16 protein-coding genes are annotated in these 19,814 nt (G+C 55.4%); 6 read left to right on the plus strand and 10 right to left on the minus strand.

The genetic code is table 11. The annotated features are described in order from the left end of the window. Nucleotide 1: 1 nt before the first annotated feature. Together VFU50_15470 and VFU50_15475 are read right to left on the minus strand one after the other, a co-directional pair. On the minus strand, nt 2-748 hold the full coding sequence (locus VFU50_15470; GenBank protein ID HEU5234261.1) for a hypothetical protein: 747 nt from the start codon (nt 746-748) through the stop codon (nt 2-4). Continuing rightward, complete coding sequence (locus VFU50_15475) at nt 748-3,984, minus strand: POTRA domain-containing protein (protein HEU5234262.1); 3,237 nt, start codon at nt 3,982-3,984, stop codon at nt 748-750. Before VFU50_15475 ends, VFU50_15470 begins: the two co-directional genes overlap by 1 nt. Nucleotides 3,985-4,149: 165 nt before the next feature. Here VFU50_15475 and VFU50_15480 point away from each other — a divergent pair, with 165 nt between their 5' ends. Further along, complete coding sequence (locus VFU50_15480; GenBank protein ID HEU5234263.1) at nt 4,150-5,187, plus strand: ThiF family adenylyltransferase; 1,038 nt, start codon at nt 4,150-4,152, stop codon at nt 5,185-5,187. Between the two features lie 6 nt (nt 5,188-5,193). On the opposite strand, the gene VFU50_15485 is transcribed toward VFU50_15480, so the two are convergent. After that, nucleotides 5,194-5,916, minus strand: coding sequence for a tetratricopeptide repeat protein (locus VFU50_15485; protein HEU5234264.1), 723 nt, complete (start codon nt 5,914-5,916; stop codon nt 5,194-5,196). 110 nt (nt 5,917-6,026) lie between these two features. Here VFU50_15485 and VFU50_15490 point away from each other — a divergent pair, with 110 nt between their 5' ends. Genes VFU50_15490 through VFU50_15500 form a run of 3 tightly spaced genes read left to right on the plus strand, consistent with a single transcriptional unit; the run spans nt 6,027 to nt 8,676 of the window. After that, a complete protein-coding gene (locus tag VFU50_15490; GenBank protein HEU5234265.1) occupies nt 6,027-6,881 on the plus strand; it encodes a Cof-type HAD-IIB family hydrolase in 855 nt (284 codons plus the stop codon). Then, nucleotides 6,878-7,600 (plus strand): lytic transglycosylase domain-containing protein, encoded by a 723-nt coding sequence (locus tag VFU50_15495; protein HEU5234266.1) that lies wholly within the window; start codon nt 6,878-6,880, stop codon nt 7,598-7,600. The genes VFU50_15490 and VFU50_15495 overlap by 4 nt, the downstream gene beginning before the upstream one ends. 5 nt (nt 7,601-7,605) lie before the next feature. After that, nucleotides 7,606-8,676: a lysylphosphatidylglycerol synthase transmembrane domain-containing protein gene (locus VFU50_15500; GenBank protein ID HEU5234267.1), complete on the plus strand. Its 1,071-nt coding sequence runs from the start codon at nt 7,606-7,608 to the stop codon at nt 8,674-8,676. 485 nt (nt 8,677-9,161) lie between these two features. On the opposite strand, the gene VFU50_15505 is transcribed toward VFU50_15500, so the two are convergent. Beyond that, a complete protein-coding gene (locus VFU50_15505) occupies nt 9,162-11,021 on the minus strand; it encodes a winged helix-turn-helix domain-containing protein (protein HEU5234268.1) in 1,860 nt (619 codons plus the stop codon). A 196-nt stretch (nt 11,022-11,217) separates the two neighbouring features. Between VFU50_15505 and VFU50_15510 the strand changes: the two genes are divergently transcribed. Next, a complete protein-coding gene (locus VFU50_15510; GenBank protein ID HEU5234269.1) occupies nt 11,218-12,021 on the plus strand; it encodes an aspartyl protease family protein in 804 nt (267 codons plus the stop codon). Here VFU50_15510 and VFU50_15515 read toward each other — a convergent pair. The 6 genes from VFU50_15515 to VFU50_15540 form a co-directional block, all read right to left on the minus strand. Further along, nucleotides 11,973-12,791, minus strand: coding sequence for an ankyrin repeat domain-containing protein (locus VFU50_15515; protein ID HEU5234270.1), 819 nt, complete (start codon nt 12,789-12,791; stop codon nt 11,973-11,975). The genes VFU50_15510 and VFU50_15515 overlap by 49 nt on opposite strands. Nucleotides 12,792-12,999: 208 nt before the next feature. Beyond that, complete coding sequence (locus tag VFU50_15520) at nt 13,000-14,247, minus strand: MFS transporter (protein ID HEU5234271.1); 1,248 nt, start codon at nt 14,245-14,247, stop codon at nt 13,000-13,002. A gap of 763 nt (nt 14,248-15,010) precedes the next feature. Beyond that, nucleotides 15,011-15,964, minus strand: coding sequence for a bifunctional riboflavin kinase/FAD synthetase (locus tag VFU50_15525; protein HEU5234272.1), 954 nt, complete (start codon nt 15,962-15,964; stop codon nt 15,011-15,013). 2 nt (nt 15,965-15,966) lie between these two features. Beyond that, complete coding sequence (locus VFU50_15530; protein ID HEU5234273.1) at nt 15,967-16,737, minus strand: MBL fold metallo-hydrolase; 771 nt, start codon at nt 16,735-16,737, stop codon at nt 15,967-15,969. After that, nucleotides 16,734-17,282: a DUF1844 domain-containing protein gene (locus VFU50_15535; GenBank protein ID HEU5234274.1), complete on the minus strand. Its 549-nt coding sequence runs from the start codon at nt 17,280-17,282 to the stop codon at nt 16,734-16,736. Before VFU50_15535 ends, VFU50_15530 begins: the two co-directional genes overlap by 4 nt. Nucleotides 17,283-17,286: 4 nt before the next feature. After that, the gene (locus VFU50_15540) at nt 17,287-18,348 is read right to left on the minus strand and encodes a folate-binding protein (GenBank protein ID HEU5234275.1); all 1,062 of its coding nucleotides are present in this window, start codon (nt 18,346-18,348) and stop codon (nt 17,287-17,289) included. A 246-nt stretch (nt 18,349-18,594) separates the two neighbouring features. Between VFU50_15540 and VFU50_15545 the strand changes: the two genes are divergently transcribed. Beyond that, nucleotides 18,595-19,656 carry a 3-isopropylmalate dehydrogenase gene (locus VFU50_15545; protein HEU5234276.1) on the plus strand — a complete coding sequence of 354 codons (1,062 nt, stop codon included), beginning with the start codon at nt 18,595-18,597 and terminating at the stop codon, nt 19,654-19,656. Nucleotides 19,657-19,814: the final 158 nt, after the last annotated feature.

A 19,814-nucleotide genomic window follows, 5' to 3' on the forward strand; every position in this document is an offset into this window, starting at 1 on the left:
ATTACTGTTTGGCTGCTTCCGAGGGGCCAGAGACATGCAATGGAAGGAAGTGAAGATCGGAAACGTCGGGTGTCTTCTTATCGATTCCGGTCAGCGGAAGAGAAGGATCAAATCCCTGAATTCGGCTCTGATTACGCAGACTCTTCAACCAGTCGGAGATCAAGCCATTTACGCGTTCCTCGCGAAGAATTGCCTCAATCTGGTCCTGCACTTGATCCAGCGGCGGCGGTGCAACGTTTTTCGCTTTCATTTCGGGAACAAACCTGGTGTCGTAATACGTCTGGACGGCGCGCGGACCGACCCGCACTTCCGAGCGAAAACGCAGATCGATGAAGCGAAGCGTCTCGATCTCCTGAGCTAGACGTTTGGCTACGTCCTCCTGCGTCAGTCCGTTTTCTCCAAGCAAGCGAACCCAACCTAAGTTCGTTTCGGCACCAGGAATTTGTTTGCGGATCTCAGAGATGCGGGTATCTAGGTCTTCCCTGCTGATCGGAATGGCGCCAAAGACAGCAATTTGGTTACTTACCAGACTGCGATCTACGAGCCGGCCGAGCGCCGCAACCTCGTCTTCATTGGTTATCGGTCTTTTTTCCGCATTGATCAGGTGCGTGAATTTGGCTTCCTGCTCGACTTGACTACGCGTAATGGCATGGCGATCTACTGTGGCGACAATGCGGTCCAGTGTCTCGCCGGCGTAGATCGACGTCGCGAACGCAATCGAGAACAGAATGGAAAACAGCACCCTCATCAGAACGTCTGCCCAATACTGAAGTACACGTTTATGTGACTCGTACGATCTAAATATGGTCCCTTCGTGGGGTCATCCCGGACCGGAAATAATGGTGGATTCAGGTTGTAGCCAACATCTACGCGGACCGGCCCAATCGGCGTCCGATACCGCACCCCCAATCCTACCGCTTGCGATATGTAGTTGAAATCACAGGATGGGGTGGTGGAGGTTACCTGGGTTTCATGAGGCACGCACGTTTCCGGGTGCGGTTGCGACCAGTGGCTCAGGCTCGGGAAGATATCGCCTGCCGAGGCGAAAACATTGCCCGCATCGTGAAAGAGCACTGCGCTGAGGTTCTCGCCGATGTAAGGCAGCGCAATCGGAGGCGTGCGAATTTCAAGATTATTGAGGAAAAGGCCATTGCCTCCAAGAGGGAACCCGGTTTCGGGATCCCGTGGGCCCGCCTGGTTCAGCCCGAAACCGCGATGCGAATTGCTGCCTCCTGTAAACAATCGCTCCGGAAGAGGAACGACGCCGGGAATCGACGTTAAGACGTTCGAAGTCCCAGCGGTCGCGGTTTGGGTCACGTTCAGGTTGCCGAAAGGATTTTCGACACCTATCCGCGTCGAGCGAGCGAATACCCAGTGGCGCCCGCTGATGTTCCTATTTTCCGCGAACGAATGATAGCTGGAATTCTGGACAAATAGACGGGTGTAGTTCGCCTGAGATCCAAAAATGGCGGAGGCTACTCCGAAGTCGAATGCATTGTAAGTTCCTCTGTTGGAGTCGAGGGGGTCGTCCCGATGGTCGCGTACATAGCTGAAGCTCGGCATACCGACGCGTACAGGACGCGCCAGCAGCGGTATCAGTTCAGGACTGATTTGCAAAGTACTCTGATCGACTTTCACGCGCCGATAGCTGTACTTGTAAAGAAAAGTCTCGCCCTTCCGCCATTGCTGTAAAACCTGCACCGATCCGGCAAGTTGCTGTGAACTGAAGGTGAGCACGTTTTGCGTGCTGTCATAGAGGGCAGTGAAGCTGAGAGTGAGATCGTCTCGATTCATCCAGTGGGGCTGCACATAGGTTAGCGAGGCACGCTGCTGCAGTCGTCCCAAATTGGTTCGAAAAACGATGGTGTCGTTGCGTCCGCGAAAGTTCGCTCGCGTGACGCCGAAGGTAACCAGCGGGCTGAATCCGGTGCCCCCTCCTGGATTGCAGACCTGCGTGGACGTGGGGTTCAACTGGATCTTCTGGCAATCGCTGTTGACGTTGCCTGTTTGTACCTGGAAGCCAATTCCGTAATCGAAGGTGTAACGCTTTGCTTCCTCGATCTGGACCATAAGGTTCTTCTTGCTGACGTTGCCATCGGAATTGGCCGTCGCAATATCAACCTGGTTGAAGATACTTAGGTCATAGAGATTTCGCTGCGTTTTCAGAACTTGCGATTGACTAAGCGGATCACCCTCGTTCATATCGAATTCGCGAGTCACGACAAACGGTTTGGTAAAGCGCAGCCCCGAAATCAGGATCTTATCGACGAATACCTGCCGCCCTTCGCTGATCTTGAAGGTAACGTCCTGGCGGTTCGCCTCGCCCGGTGCAGGTTGGCTGCTGGTCTCGACCTGCACATCAGGAAATCCACGATCGTAGTAGTAGCTGACGACAGTATCGCGATCGTTCGCGAGCTGGTACGAGGAGAACGGCTGTCCCGGAATGGTGCTTAACTGTTCCTGCAGAACCTCGTCGGAAAAGTGCAGGTTTCCTATCATCTGAACGGCGTGGACCAGCGTCTGTGGCCCCTCATCGATATCGATTTCCACGCGCAGTCTTCCGGCTTTACCTTCGTAGTCGTCGTTTGTTTTCGCTGTAACGCTCGCCTGTTGAAAGCCGTTGGTCTGATACAAACCAGTTATGACGCCCAGATCGCGCGTTAACAGCGCTGAGCTGAATATGCCATGTCGCTGCAGCACATCAGCCGGCTGGATCACCATTCGTTCGCGGATGCTTTCGGAGGGGAAGTATTTGTTCCCCTTAATGACAAGATCGGTGAATTTGTGCAGCTCGCCGCGATCGACATCGAAAATAACAAGCTGGCGTCCATCTTTTTGCGTGAGCTTCGAGGTTACCGTAGCGTCGAAGTAGCCTTTCGTCTGAAAGTAATCCCGCAAATTGCGTCGTCCTTCGGAGAGCAGATCCTCGTCAACCGCGCCTTCTTCAAAGATGGGAACATACTTCTTGAGCAATCCTTTCCGCATGCGGGCACCCTCGACGCGCACATCCACAATGGGCCCGCGATTGATTTCGAAAACGTAGTCGAGCTTGTCGGTATCGGGATGGTAGTTCCGATCGACAACCGCGACCTGCGCCTCCAGGTGATCGGTCTTTTGATACTTGTTCCGTAGCCGCGTAAACGCGCGACTCAGCCTTGCCGCAGTAATTGGCTGACCTGGGTGCAGCTTAGTAATCCCTCGGATCTTTCCCGGAGAGTAGCCCGAATCGCCTTTCACGATGACATCGCCAAGATGAGCGTGTGCACCGCGATCGATGATGAAATCAACTCCGATCCGCTGGTGCTGAGGATCGAGTTCGGAGTTCATTCGGATCGTGGGCTCAAAATATCCGGATTCCGCCAGCAGACGCTTCATACGTTCCATGCCGCTTGCCACGGCATCCTCGTCGAATTCCTGTCCAAGCTGCATTTTGCTGGCGTTCACCAGCTGGTTCGCAGTCGGCGGGCCGGGGGCGCCATAAACGACGATGCTGCCCAGGAAGAGCTTTTCATCGACCACGAACACAAGATCGAGTGAGCCGTCAGGATGCGGCTCTACTTCGGCCGAGATGGTGCGGAATCGTCCCGTCGCGAACAATTGCTGGATGCTGGCTTCAACGGTATTGCGGTCAAGCGCAGCGCCAGGCTGGAGCGGAAGCAACTCCAGCAGGTCGTTCTGGTCAATACGCTGCGAGTTCTTGAACGCGACACTGCGAACGCGAAATCCGGAATACCGCGCGAATGCATCACTGGCTTGGTTCGGAGGCTCGGGACTGCTTACATCTGCACCGGAGTAGGCGGCGCCGTTTTGCAGAGTGTCCGTCGCAGTTGAAGTGCTGCTCGTTCTCGATTGCGCCCAGAGACTGGAAACCATTACCAGCAGAACAATAAAAGCTTCTGCGAAGATCCCAAGCTTAGAGCGTTGCAGTACCTCGTCAGGAAGATGAGTCGAGCTCGTCTCCCCTGCTCTGCATAGGTGCTGCATGGCGTTTTGACGCGATGCGATCTGGAAACGGATTAGGCCTTCTCCATTGAAGCGATTTCGCGCGCGCTGACGCACGGGTTCCAAGCACAGCTCTGGGGGAGCATACGCCTATAATAAAGGTGATTTCTTCAGCTCCAGACGCCCTCATGCATTCTCGGCAGCGAAATGTTCCCAGACGTTAAGTCCACCTGGCTCAAGGACGAACGGTACTCTCGCCAGATCCTTTTTGCCCCCATCGGTCCTGAAGGGCAGAAACGCATCGGCACATCGAAAGTCGCGGTAGTCGGCTGCGGAGCAATTGGCGCCTCCACGTGTACGTTACTGGCGCGTGCCGGTGTAGGAACGCTGCGGATTGTCGACCGCGATTACGTGGAGCCAAGCAATCTGCAGCGCCAGCTCCTTTTTGACGAAGAGGACGCGCGCCAAAGCACTCCGAAAGCGCAGGCTGCCGCGCGCAAGATTTCTCAGATCAACGCAGACGTGAAGGTCGAAGCCCACGACAAGGACCTGACGCCGCAATCTCTCGCATTGCTGGAAGGAGTAGATCTGATACTGGACTGCACTGATAACTTCGAAACGAGATATCTCATCAACGATTTTGCGGTCAAATCGGAACGTCCTTGGATCTACGCTGCCGCGGTCAGATCATATGCCGTGAGCATGAATATCCTTCCTGGCCAAACCGCATGCCTAAGTTGTCTATTCCCAGAGCTTCCTCGCGGAACCTTCGCGACCTGCGACACCGCCGGCATCCTGAACTCAGCGACGACAGTTATCGCGTCGATTCAAGTAACTGAAGCGCTGAAGATATTGATCGGAGCACACGCACAGCTGCGTCGGACACTGCTTTCCATCGATGTGTGGACTAACGATCGCTCCGAAATTTCCGCCGCAATACCGCGAGAAGGCTGCAGGGTCTGCGGGCACAAAATTTTTGAGTACATGGAAGGCAAAGCTCGCCCGCAGATCACGCTCTGCGGACGCAACTCCGTACAAATTCATGAACGCGAGCGCCTGGTAGATTTTCTCGAAATGAGCTCGCGTTTATCCGCTCACGGCCAGGTTCGATATAACGATCTTGTTCTGAAATTCTGGCACGATGCATATGAGATGACTTTGTTTCGCGATGGAAGGGCGATCATCAAAGGAACCAGCGATCCTGCCGTGGCGCGGAGCCTGTACGCGCGCTTCGTGGGCTCCTAGCCTAAATTATTTCGCCAGCGCCGCCGCTTTCCTGAACCAAGTCCGTTCGCGGCGCTTCAGATAACGTGGCAATGTTCGCTTCCTCAATAGCACTCGCCCGGCCCATTCGCGTGCTTCCTCATCTTTGCCCTGCGACTTCAAAAACTCTGCGTAGTTAACCAGTGTTTCCGAGAGAGTTGAAACCTGCACCACGCGCTCGAACATTGCCGCCGCAGCTTCCGGCTGCCCGATTTTGGCGAAGCAGTGAGCAAGGAGACCGGCAGCTCGGTCATAATCGTAGCGAATGTCTTTGGAGACCACGTGCTGAAGATCGCTTACTGCTGCTGGAAAATCCTCGAGCTTCAGTGAGCAGAGCGCGCGCCGATAGAAAGGATCAGGCGAATCAGTGCGCGACGAAATTGCGCGGTTGTAGCACTCTCTCGCACGAGCATATTTACCATCATCGAGGTAAAGGTCGCCGAGTTCCTCGTAGTTTCCTGCCGACGGATTATCCAGAATGACCGCTTCAAGGCGCCGGATGCGGCTGCGCCGCGGAAATATCTGGAAGCTGCGAGCCAGCATTCCCATTTCCGGCAGCATTTCCACACAGATGTAAATGAAAGCCCCTAGTCCGCTCCCGAGAATGATGATCCAGAGCCAGTACCAATCTGGCCGGCGGCGGATGAAATGAATGATGGCAATCGCCTGCAGGATGAAGCCGATTCCGAAAAATCCTGGTATGCCGATCATCGTTATTAAGTTATACGGGAGAGGTTACAGGGAACAGATTACGGAAGGTAGCAAAATATGGCGAAGGCGCAGTTTCTGCCGGTCGCGCCTGCTGCTCACGATAAAATGGAATGCAAGTGACACTCCCTGTTCGCCTGATCGCAGTGGACATCGACGGTACGCTGATTGATTCCACTCTGGATATCCCCTCTGCAAACCTGAAAGCTCTGAGACGCGCTCACGAGTTAGGTGTGCACATCGTCTTAGTCACGGGCCGGCGGCATCGATTTGCCTTGCCCATTGCCGAACAGCTCGGCTTCGAGTTCTGCCTGATCAGTTCCAATGGAGCGATCACACGCTCGACCGTGGGTCATCTGCACTATGCCGACATGCTTCCGCGTGCGATTGCGCACAGGCTATGCCAGCACATGTCAGAATTCGCCGGGAACACGGTATTGACCTTCGACAAAGAAGAGCGGGGTGCGATTGTGGTAGAGCACACGCATGAACTCGGCAGCAACATCCAACGCTGGATCGACAAGAATCGCATGTACATCGCCGAAGTGGCGCCGATCACGGCTGCGCTCGTATGCGATCCGGTGCAGGCGATGTTTTGCGGCACCATCGAAAAGATGAAGCCTGCGGAGGCTCGCCTGAAAGATGGAACGATGAATGGCAAGATCAGCGTCTTAAAAACTCAATACGATCACCGTGATCTATGTATTCTCGATGTCCTGCGACAGGGTTGCTCGAAAGGATCGGCGCTGGCGCGGTGGGCTTCACATCTCGGCATCCCGCGGAACGAGGTGATGGCGATCGGAGACAATTACAATGACGTGGAGATGCTGGAATTCGCGGGATTCCCTTTCGTGATGGCAAATGCGTCCGAAGACCTGAAGCGGAACGGTTGGCCAGTTACCTTGGACAATGAAGCGTGCGGTGTTGCCGCCGCAGTGGAAGACGTGTTGGCGGGAGTCCTGAAATGAAACCCATGCGGCTACTCGCGATCACTGGCCTCGTCCTGCTCCTGGCGGGTTCTCTCAGCGCGCGTGAATCTGCCGTGCTGCGCAACGGTTTCAGCATTTCGCATGATCATCATCGCCAGATTGGCTCGGTTACACGCCTGTTTCTCACCGCTTCGGAAAACGAGTTCGTCGATATGCCGTCGGAAAACATCCTTGGCTTCGAGCCGGATGTGGACGTGCCGGAGCCGCAGATCAACAACATTCCAAACGCTCCCACGAGGGTACAACCTGCTCTAACGCTGATCGTCGAGAAGGCCGCAAATGATAATCAGATTGATCCCGACTTTATCCACGCAGTGATTCGCGCCGAGAGCAATGGGAAATCAACGGCCGTCTCCCAGAAGGGCGCCCAAGGACTTATGCAACTGATGCCGCAAACGGCAACGAAGCTGGGTGTAAAAAACAGTTTTGATCCCGTCGAAAACGTTAACGCCGGAACGCGCTACCTTCGCGAGTTGCTGGCGCGCTATCACAATGACCCTGTCCGCGCGCTGGCGGCCTATAACGCAGGCGCTGGAAGCGTGGAGCAATATCACGGCGTACCGCCCTATCGCGAAACCCGCGCTTATGTTAGCGCGATCATTCGCGACTTCAATCGCCGTAAGCTGGAGGAGGAGCGGGCTGCCAAATCCGCGAAGTCAACCCAGACCGCACCCGCTAAAGTTTCGGATGGCAACTGACGATCGTGGACCGCAAGCGGCTCATCATCACGTCCATTGTGGTAATCGTTCTGGCCGTCCTTGTCGTCTGGCAGGTACACTCCTGGCGCAAATTTGACTGGCAGATCTTCGGAGAATCACTTGAACAACTGAACTGGTGGAAGATCCTCGGCGGCGTGGGGCTTGTCTATCTCGCCGATGGCCTGCGGGCGTTTCGCTGGGCAATCTTTTTGCGGCCGGTCAAGAAGGTCTCACCGTGGAGCCTGATTCCAGCGCAATACATCGGCTTTGCTGGTCTCGCGCTACTCGGACGTCCGGGAGAGGTGATTCGTCCGCTGATCATCGCCCACAGAACCGGGCTGACCTTTGCATCGCAGATCGCGGTTTGGACAGTCGAGCGCATCTTCGATATATCGGCGGTAACAGTCATCGTCGCAGCCGACCTGCTGCTCTCGGGCACGCTGAAAACTTTTACCGACAAGCAAATCGACATCATGCGAGCACTCGGCGCCGTGCTCATCTTCATTGTTGTGGGCCTGCTGGCATTTGCCTTCAGCGTCTGGCGAAACGGCGAGCAGATCGCGCAATGGCTGGAGCGTAAGCTGGCGCGGCGCCACGCGCACACGGGTCACCGCATCGCCTCGAAGATCAGGATCTTCAGCGCCGGCCTGCATACCATCCATGATCTCGGATCGTTTGCGGCTATTGCCTTCATTTCCATCGCGATTTGGACTTTAATCGCGTGCGCGTACTACGCAGTGCTGCAGTCCTACAACGATGAAACCGTATACACGATGACGTTTGTGTACGGCATTATTCTCATGGCCTTCAGCGTTGCCGGAGGCGTCCTGCAGCTGCCGGTGGTCGGCGGCGGCTCGCAGCTTTCGACTATCAAAGCGCTCTATTCGTTGTTTAACACTCCGCAAGAACTCGCCACGAGTTGCGGAATGATGCTTTGGCTCGTGACCTTCGTTTCAGTGACGCCGCTAGGGCTCATCCTCGCCCGAGTCGAGCACGTGTCACTCCGAAAGCTCGGCGAAGAATCGCATCTGGAAGAAGAGCAAGCCGAAGAGGCAGTGAGCCTGGAAAAGCGATAGAGCAATCGCTCCCCAGAAACATCTTTCATGAAGGCGAGGGCGATGACTTGGAAATTGGCGGCTCTTTTGTACAGCGCCAAGGTTTGTTGGTTGCGATAGCGTCGTTCATACTCGAGAAAAGTTTTTGCCCATTGCGACTGCCCAGACGGCGCTGTCCTTCGCTGCTAACAGCGTAATTAACAGCGAAAACTCGCGAAAACGTGGGAGGAACGGGACTAACAGTTCAGGCAAACGCTTTTGAATCAGTGGATTGAAGAAGAACCGGCACTCTGCAATTTCCATCGGAGCAGCGAAATAAAAGACAACAACAGCGAAAAACGGTGGAAATCTCCGGAAAGCGTCTCCAACGGTCATTCCGATTTCGGAACTGAACTCGCTCCCCGTACCTATATTAGATGCTGCAATGGCATTCCTTCGGTGCGAGAAATTGTTGGGGGGCCACCGTAGTATCACTCAACGTCGTTCTAAACCGCCCTCGCCTCGAGCTACTGACTGATCAAGCCAATCTTGCGGAGAATATTCTGAAAATGGGGATCCGAATGAAGATCTCGAAACTCCGGATAAACCTTTAGATAGACCAGGTATTCATCTCTTCGTTGATACGCGCGCTCCAACCAGTCCAGAGCATTGTCGTGATCCCCTAAGCCTTCGTAAACGAATGCCACGTGAAGCGGAGAAACATACTGGCCTCGCGAGGCGATGACGTTGAGCTGTTCCAACATCTTCCGAGCATCGGCCTCTCTACCGCTAACTGCGTACGCATAGCCGAGACAGGCGATTTTGTCTTGCTCTCCACCGGAGTAATCTCGTGCCTTCTCCAAAGCCGCAACCGCCTCCTGATCTTTGCCTTGCATGATCAGCACCGGACCCATTCGCTGCCAGACGTACGGGAGTTGCGGATTAAGGTGGACCGCAGTTTCGAACTGGCCCATGGCTGCCTCGTAATTTTTCATCAAGGCGAGCAGAGAACCGGCGTTGGCACGGCTGTAGGGCTCCATCGGACTCAGCTCGATTGCCCGGTTTGATTGCCCGAGCGCTTCATCGAACCGCCCCATGCTCTTGAGGAACAGTGAATAAATTTCGTGGGCTTGAGCATCGTTCGGATTCAGATCAATTGCGCGGCGGAACTCGCGGTCAGCTTGCCGGAAATTCCACTCATATCGCCACGAGATCCAGCCTGATTCACGGTGCGCTTCTGACGAATTCGGATCAATCTCCAGAACTTTTGCGAGCACCTCCCGCGAGGCAGCGTATGAGACTCCGGGATCGGCAAATCCCTCACTGGCCAGGCTGCGATAAAGCATTGCCAACGTGATGTACGCGGGCGCAAATCGCGGATTCAGTCGTATGGCACTGCGGAGGTGCTCGGCCTTTTCTTCTGCTGTCCGCGGCATTGCTTCGGATTCAGACTTTGCTTTCAAGTAGTACTCATATCCTTGACCGTCGATAGGCGATGGGCTTGCCAGCCGCTGCTGATCTTCAGGCGTGAGTTGAAGGCGGATTTCCTGCGCGATCTCCCGCGCCACCTGGCTTTGCAGCGAGAGTACATCTTCCAGGTTCCCGTCATAGGTGTTCGACCAGACGTGAGCACGAACGCCGGTCTGCTCGAGCTCAGCGGTAATGCGCACGTGATTGCCTGAGCGACGCACCGTCCCATCCAGCAAGTAGGTCGCGCCCAACTCCTGCGCGATCTGATCCTGCGGCTTGGAGGTGTGCTTATACCGGGACATCGAACTCCAGGCGATTACAGCCAGGTGCTCCGACGACACCTTCCCGAATTGGGAGATCATTTCGGCTGTGAGTCCATCAGCAAAGAATTCCTGCTGAGGATCGTCGCTGAGATTTTGAAAGGGCAGCACGGCGAGAACTTTCCGTCTCGGCTCCCCAGCCGAAGAGTTATAGCGGCCAATCGCGTAAGCAATCAGCAGCAAGCTGAACCCAACGGCCGTCAGGATCAGAATGAGCCTGCGCTTCCCTGCCCTGAGTGGCTGAGCGGGAGGTGCTACCGGCTTGGCTACGACCACTCGCGGCTTTACCTCGCCTACCGGAAGCAACAACCGATACCCTCCTTTAGGAATGGTCTGGATAAAGTGAGGGTTTTTGGGATTATCGGCGAAGATCTTCCGAAGTTCTGAAATGGAACGGGTAAGGACGTCGTCGGTCACGAACGTGTCGGTCCAGACCGTCTGCATCAGTTTTTCTTTGGAAACAACGTCCCGCTCTTCGGCCAGGCACACGAGCACCTGCATGACTTTGGGCTCGATGCGGACGGAGTATCCGTTTTGGCTCAAGCTGTTGAGCCGTGGCGAGATGACCCACTCTCCGATCTGAAAATCGCGATCCATACGCGCCTAGGAAACCATGATCGCAACTGCTGATACTTTTGACTCCGAAAGGGTGAATCTGTTTCCGAAGAATTTCTGAAGAAACAGTGAGCCCTCACCGCCTCCCTGCAAAATCGCCCGAAACTCGCGGCTCGCTCAGGACTTCCTCCGCTCCAGCTTTCTAACTTGCGACTCGCACCTCGCGTGCTGAGTTCGCATGAAGTACCGGATTTTTCTTGTTGTTACCCTCTCGCTGGCCGCCTCGGCCCAAAGCGTTGATTTCAAGCTCCGCAACAACTACTTGATCGTGACCAAGTGTTCGATTGCGGACAGGCCGGATCTTGTCGCAGTTATCGATACCGGCGCTACCGAGACTGTCATCGATACAAAGCTCGCCAAACGACTGCGTCTGCCATTAACGGCTGACACAGCTACGTTCGGAACCGGTCAGGCAGCGGTCTCGGCAGTTTCCATTCCGGACCTCACTGTCGGACCTGTGCACGTCACCGAACTGTCGGGAATAGCTGTAGATGGTTCGCTCGTCGAGCGCCGGTTGGGAGTTCATGCCGATATCATCATCGGCATGGACGTGCTTGAGCACAGTAGTCTGCTGATCGACTACAAAGCGAAGACCATAACCTTTGGCGCCGCCCCTCGTCTCGCGCACACGTCGCCATTAATACAGGGAAGGCACCTGATCCTTGTGCCCGTAGTGGTCGGCGACCGCAAACTAGTTCTTCAACTCGACACAGGACTGAACGGCATCTTGATTTACCGCTCTAGGATTCGAACCGCTCAGCGGAGCCTGAACTCAAGCAGCAACACTCTGCTCGGCGGAGCATCGGTCCAGACGGCATCCATGCCTCTCCGAATTGGCGACTGGGAGCAGCACGGGGCCACAATCGCGATCACTGACGATCAGCCGAACGACAGCCCTTTCGATGGGTTGCTGGGTCCTGTAGCGATGGGCGCTCATCGTCTTGCTTTGGATTGGAGCAAAGGGACCATGAGCTGGGAATAGCGGAGCCCGTGCTTAGGATTATTGGACTTGGCTGTTTCTTTAGGGCAGACAGGAGACAAAAGTTGCAAGACCCGTGCTTTCTTTTTCTGGTCTCCTCCGATCACTATCTTTGCTCGATCGAAGGCCGTCTCGCCCAGCTTATTGCGATCGCATCGACGCAGACCGAGCTTAAGGAATAGTTGGACCGCAGCCTCGTTCATATCCCAGGCTGCAAGCATAAGCGCAGTATCGCCCTCGTTGTCAGTTGCGTGCACATCCGCTCCAGCCTTAATTAACACCTGAATGGTGGCTATATTGCCAGCGTTCGATGCCGCGACTAACAACGGAGTCATTCCGTCCCCGTCCCTAGAATCTACCTCTGCTCCTCTGCCGATAAGCGTTTGGACCATATCAGAGTCACCGTTCCAGGCCGCTCCCTCCAGTACCCCTCCACATCGCTGTTTGGATGCGAAGTTGATGTTTGCACCCTTGTCCAGCAAGAGGCTCACAATGTCGGATCTCTGATCTGCTACGGCCTCCATCAGAGGAGTCGTAAAACAATCCGGTCCAAGCGTGATTGTGAAGTTTGGGTCCTCTCCCTCAAGGATTAGTTGATGGACCACTTCTATCCGTCCGTCCCGTATCGCAGACAGCATGTCTTTCTGAGCAGAACTCACCTTCTGGTCGACTATTGGCTGTTGATCGGGACCATTGGTTTTCATTCCGCCTGCTTGTGGGAGTCCAAGCCCCGACAGGAACAGGACCACCACAAAGAGGCGAATCGAATACATACTCACGTTTTGAGCCACTCTCGTTGAAAAAGGTTTTCGCTGTCATAGAACCATGCGGCAGATCAGCGATATGTTCGGGATGGAGACTAACGTTTCACTTTTCGCGGGACTGTCGTTTTAACGAAACATTTGCAAATAGCCCGGCGTGATAACGCCGGGTACGCTGCGACCACGGATGTCCCCGCGCCTCTTGAGGGTAGACTGGGGTTCACGTCAACTCAAGTCCGCGAGTTTCGGGTATGAAAATCGCGATCATTCCCGAAATGAAAAATGCCAATGCACAAACATAAAACGCCGAATCCAGTCCATGCTGCTGCCCGATGCGGCCGATCGTAAACGGCGCGATGGAGCTGAGAGCACGCGCGCCATTGTAAGTAAGTCCCAGTGCTCGCGCGCGGACGCTGGTGGGAAACAATTCGCTGCCGATAATTCCCGATCCGGAAAAGAAGCCTGTTCCGAAGAAGGCTACGACCGCTCCAAGGACAAGCAGCACAGCCGGCTGACGCGCAGCGGCATATGCCGGCACCAGTAGCGCAGCGCAGATTGTATAAAGCATGAAGGCTGGACGACGTCCCAGGCGGTCGGCCACCCATCCATAGCTTGCATATCCGGGAGCCATTCCAACAATGTTGAGGAAGACGAGCAACGTCGTCGTGCTCAGCGCTCCAAAGCCGCGTCCGCCTTGGTCGACCGGGAGTGATAGGTAAGGCGGAATCCAGGTGAAGAGTCCCCACCAGCCGAACATGCCGAACGTATTCATGATCAGCAGCGTCAGCGTCTTTCGACGATATGGTCCGACGAAGAGCTCGCGGAAACGTAGCTGGGAACCTACGGTGCCGTTCGAGCCTGCTTCTCGACGTTCTTTCCATAGTTCTGATTCGGGAACGTCCTTCCGAATCCAGAACGTAACCAATGCGGGCAGCACGCCAACGAAGAACACATATCGCCATCCGGTTCTCGGAAGCATGATCCCGGCCACGATTGCGGCAAGCGCATAGCCCAGCGCCCACGAGCTCTGCACCACGGCCACTGCGCGCGCACGCAAGTACGTTGGCCAGCTCTCGGCCACCAACGTGGCACCTGTATTCCACTCGCCACCCATGCCAAGCCCGAGCAAGAAGCGAATGATGGCCAGCACAAGAACCGAAGTTGCAAGTCCGCTGGCAAACGAACAAACGGAATACGTGAGAATGCTGAGCATCAGAGCACGAGTTCGTCCGATGCGATCAGCTATAAAGCCAAACAGAACACCACCGATTCCAGACGCAAGCAGCGTGAGCGTATTCAGCAATCCCGCGCTCTGCTTGCTCATGTTGAGATCCTGCATAATATGCGCGACCACGAGCGAGTAGAGCATTACGTCAAATGAATCGAGCATCCAGCCAAGCGCAGCAGCGATCAACGTATGTCGTTGGCCCGGGCTGACTTCAGAGATGAAGGCGAGTGGATTGCGCATGGGAACGGAAGTAGGAGGGTAACAGAGCGTTGTCACTCCTATTGACAGCCTATCCTGAGCCAATATACAATCTAGCCAATCTAGCTAGAATGTGGGTTGTCGATGGATTGGCGGTTAGCAGATGCGAAAAATCGGTTCAGTGAGCTGGTAAACCGGGCTCTGTCGGAAGGGCCCCAGCGGGTTCGTCGTCATCACGACGCCGTTGTCGTTGTTGCAGAGCGAGATTATGAAAAGCTCACTGGATCCAGGCAAGACTTCAAACAATTTCTGCTGCAAAGGGGTCCCAGTCTAGAGGACATTGATATCGAGCGTGATACTTCTCCGATGCGGGATGTAAAGCTGTGAGAGTTCTGTTGGATACGTGTGTTGTCTCTGAGCTGCGTCGTCCTGATTGCCATCCTTCGGTAAGCCAAGCAATTGAGGCCCTCGAAAGCGAGGACATCTTTCTGAGCGTTATTACCATTGGAGAAATCTCAAAGGGAATAGCACTCCTGAAAGACAGCAAACGTCGGCGCGACCTTGAGGCTTGGCTGCGGGCGTTGGAACGTGATCACGGGACCAGAATATTAGGGATCGATGTTGAAGTATCCCGCACTTGGGGGGATCTAACGGCGAGCGCGCAAAAGAAAGGGAAAACAATACCAGGAAGCGATGGCCTCATTGCGGCAACAGCTCGCCAATATGGGCTGCACGTCATGACCCGAAACGTTGAACACTTCAACGCTGCTGGAGTGTTCGTCGTGAACCCCTGGTCCCGATGATTTCATGTAGCACTCCTGGTCTGAGGCTTTAGCGCGAAGAATCTCTTCGCCTTCCCTACATCCTTCCCGATCTGTTCTTTCAGCGCCTCAGGATTCGGCCACTTGATCTCCGGACGAAGCCATTTCAGGAAAGAGATTTCCACTTCCGTGCTCTCATCCAGATCCACAGGATGGAAGTTCAGCAAATGAGTTTCGATTGCGAACGACTCGCCTGCGAACGTCGGACGAATGCCGACGTTAGTGACGGACTCGAAGGTCTCGCGAGCTACGCTCGTGCACGTAACATAGACGCCATTTCTCGGGACAAGTTCAGAATAGGGCGCAAGGTTGATAGTCGGGACGGTATAGCGCGAGCCGTACCCACGTCCTTTGGCGGGAGTGCTGATGATGGAAAACGGCCGACCTAGCAGATGTCGCGCCTTGCTCACTTCGCCTGCCGACAAAAGCTGACGAATGCGGCTGCTTGAGACAGGTTCCCCACGCAAACGCATCTCCGGGTAGACGAAAACCTTAAAGCCGAATTCTTTTCCGAATTCCTTTAGCTTCTCGCAGTCTCCCTCGGCGCGATGCCCAAAATGGAAATTCGCGCCCTCATGCACCTCACGGGCCCGCAAGCTGCCTGCGACGATCTTCCGCGCGAAATCGCGAGGTGTGGTGGATGAGAACTGCTTGTCAAACGTGATTACCAGCGTCGCGTCCACACCCGTCTTTGCCAGGCCCGCAAGCTTCTCATCAAGCGGAGTAATGAGCAGCGGCGCACTTTCGGGACGCAGCACCCGGACTGGATGCGGATCGAATGTAACCGCCATCGATCTTGAGCCAGATTGCTTTGCGCGTTCGACCACTCGCGCAAGCACGTGCTGGTGGCCGCAATGCACACCATCAAAATTGCCGATGCTGACTATAGTGGCATTCCAGTCGGCGGGAATTTCCTCCAGATGGCGAAAGACGCGCATCGCTAGATTTCAAACTCCAGCTTCAGGCCATCATGCGCGAGTCGAATATGAGATGGGAGAGAGGCATTGGTCTCCTCGTGTCCCAGTTCGTGGGACATGTGTACGAAGAACGCACGTTGCGGCGCGAGCTTCTCGACAACTTTCAGCGATTCGTCGAGCGAGGAGTGCGTCGGATGCGGACGCCGCCGGAGAGCATCGAGGAAGAGCAAATCAAGGCCATGCAGCGCATTCAGAGTCGCGTCCGGGATGGTGCTGAAATCGGTGAGATAGGCTGCGGTTCCAAAACGGTACGCAGTGATCTCTGACTCTCCATGCAGAACTTTCAGCGGCTGGAACCTTGCGCCGAACAGGTCGAGAGCCCCATTCAGCCGATGGAGCGTGACCTGTGGCCGCGTCGAGTAAGTCGAGTGCGGATCGAAGACATACGCGAACATTCGCTCGATAATCTTTGCCGTATTGTCGTCGGCGTACAGAGGCAATTTCTGCTCGCGCTTAAACGTGAGTGGACGCAAGTCGTCGAGACCGAGAATGTGATCGGCATGGGCATGCGTGTAGAGCACGGCGTCGAGCCGGGTAATCTTTTCTCGCAGTGCCTGCTCGCGAAAGTCAGGCGTGCTGTCGATGAGCACAGCGTGGCCGCCATACTCCAGCATGATGGAAGGGCGCGTGCGCCGATCGTGCGCATCAGCCGATGTGCAGACTTTGCAGTTGCACCCGATCGTCGGCACTCCCATGGATGTCCCGCTCCCCAGGACGGTGAGTGTGGCCTTCATTTTGCGACAGGCTTGCTTCCAGGAGCCGGAGCGCGCGTAATCGCGTTGGTGATCTCGAGAAATGCCATACGCAATTCGAACAGCGCGTTCTGCAGCAGGTTTTCTTCCTGCTTGGTGAGATTGCCTTTGGTCTTGTCTTTGAGAACTCCGAGTGTGTCGATCGTCTGGCGCGCGCCGATGATGTCAGGCTGCGGATTCTCGCCTTCGCGATGCATGATGCCGAGCTGGAGCATCGCTGTAACGTAAAGCGACTGGACGAGGCGGTCGAACGTCATCTCGAAGTCTTCAGCTTTGCCGTGACCACCGGCGGCGAGCATGTCGTCGAGTTTCTTGTTCGACGCGCGATATTCATCATGCTGGGCCTGTTGTTCAGCATGCGTAGGCGCAGGCGGCATTTGCTCCTCGGCAGCGGGAGCGGCCGTTTGAGCCGGCTGAGATGCTTGTGATTTCGGCTGTGACTCTTCGCGCACGTCGGTGCGGAGCTCGCCTTCTTCAGTGAACTTGCGCCGGTCGCTTACGACAAAATCGGGTTTTTTTTCCGCCATACTTTTACGACGCCATCGTGACTGGAGACTCAGCGGGTCGGGCCTCGCCTCCGGCATAGATAATCTTTGCTCCGCTCTCGACGGCCTCGCGCCTTATGTACCCCAGCGCGAGAGTCTCCTCGCCGGTTTCGGTGGGAACGCGATTGACGCTGGTAATCTCACCCACGTCCTTGCCCTCTGCCTGAAGCCTGGATCCACTCGGAGGCAGCTCGCCTTCGAGACGAAACTTCGTGAATGCGCGATGGACATTCCCGCGCGAGCGAATGCGCTCGACAATCTCCTGCCCGATATAGCAGCCCTTGGTGAAGTTCAGCGCGTGGTTCTGACCCGTCTCCTGCGGCAGGTCGCGATCGCGTATATCGATTCCATATTTGGGAAATGCAATCATCACTCGGAATTTTTCCAATGCCTCGCTGCCCACTGGAACCGCTCCAGCTTCGACCAATGCCTTCCAAAGCTGCGAGAGCGTCTCTGCATTCGCCCAGACTTCATACGTCACGAACTCGTCGCTCGCCATTCGCGTCAGCGTGATCGTTGCCCCATTCCAGGTCAAGTCCGCCAGCTGCATTGGTTCCAATCCGGAATCCTGAATCCCCACAGCTTTCAAAACCTCGGCTGCCTTTGGCCCTTGTACGCCGATCGCGCTCAGATCTGTACTCTTATCGACGAGCTCAACTTTGTCCATGATGATGTAGCGGCGAAACAGGGTCAGCAGGTTGTCGAGCTGAGAACGTTCGGTATCGATCAGGAGATATTCTCCCCGGTTGTAGGCGTAGAGGTCGCCGAGAATGCGTCCCTGCGGATTCAGAACAAAGTTGTAGTTCCCGCGATTCACCTGCAGGTTCTTAATGCTGTTCGACACCATGCCGTTCATCCAGCGCACGCGGTCGTTGCCGGAAACCATCACCTTCGCGCGCCAGCCCAGGTCATACACAGCGCAACCGGACGTCAGCTCGCGAAACTCCCGACGCACATCGCCAAACGAGAGCGCCGTCTCCACTCCGCTGTACTCGCCCATGCGAGCACCGGAGGTCACGAGCGTGTCATAAAGTGGGCTTTTGGCCATGGCAGAACCTTTGATTATAAAGGTTCATTTTCCCGCACTGTCATTCCGAACCGCCCGACTTTGGCGGTGAGGAATCCCTACCAAATCCACACAGGTAGTTGGATCGAGCGATTTAGCTGTTGGCAACGTTGGTTGAGTGGTGTCCGTTTTGCTTTGTAGCAGTCCATAGGGATTCCTCACCGCCAAACTCCGGCGGTTCGGAATGACATGGCGGAGAGCCCGTGGTGAAAAACAATCTCTGCTATCGTGTCTAACGTGAACGCAACCAAGCGCATCGCCGTCGTTCCCGGCGACGGAATAGGAAAAGAAGTAATCGCGCAAGCTGTGTCCGTGGTGAAAGCGACTGGCGCGGACGTGGCGTTTACGGAATTCGATTGGTCAGCAGACCGTTACCTTGAGGACGGTACAACCATTCCCGCCGACGGTTTCGCGATGCTCTCCCGCGACTTTGACGCAATCCTGGTCGGGGCGTTGGGAGACCCGCGCGTTCCTTCCAACATTCACGCCAAAGAAATTCTTCTGGGCATGCGTTTCAAAATGGACCTGTACGCCAATGTTCGTCCGGTGAAGTGCCTGGATGATTCGCTATGTCCGCTAAAGAAGTGTCGCGCTGAGGAGATCGATTTTGTGGTGGTGCGCGAGAACACCGAGGGACCCTACGTCGATGTTGGCGGAATCTTCAAGCAAGGCACGCCCGACGAAGTTGCGGTGCAGGAAGACGTAAACACGCGGAAAGGCGTAGAGCGCGTAATTCGCTATGCCTTTGAGTACGCACGCGAACATGGCCGCAAGAAAGTCTTGATGACCGACAAGTCAAACGTCATGACCTACGCTCATGGCCTCTGGCAGCGCGTCTTCAAGCAGATTGCCGGCGAGTACTCCGACCTTCAATCGCAGCACATGTACGTCGATGCGCTTTGTATGCACATGGTCCGCGACCCTACGCAATTTGATGTGATCGTAACCAACAACATGTTCGGCGACATCATCACCGATCTCGCCGCGGGGCTCCAGGGCGGCCTGGGCATGGCAGCCAGCGGAAATATTCATCCTGGCCGAACCTCGATGTTCGAACCGGTACACGGCTCAGCTCCGCCGTTTGCAGGAAAGAACATCGCGAACCCGATTGGAGCGATCTCGACGGCAGCGATGATGCTCGAATATCTCGGCCTCACCAAAGAAGCTCAGAAGATTAACGGAGCTGTCCTCGATGCCGTCCGACAGAAGAAGACCACTCAAGACATCGGCGGAAATCTGGGCACACGCGAAACAGGAGAATGGATCGCGAAGCGGGCTGCGAGCCTCTGATTGTCGACCAGCATTAAGCCCATCCCGAGCAGGCGCGACTTCACACTTCGCGAATTCTTGAGCAAAGTTCCTTGTCACACTCAGGACGTTGCCAGTTGAGCGTATCGCTCGATCTGAGAGCGATCTCACCCAAAAAAACTCTATTGAACACTCCCACC

This window comes from Terriglobales bacterium, from assembly GCA_035764005.1.
Lineage (GTDB): Bacteria > Acidobacteriota > Terriglobia > Terriglobales > Acidobacteriaceae > Gp1-AA112.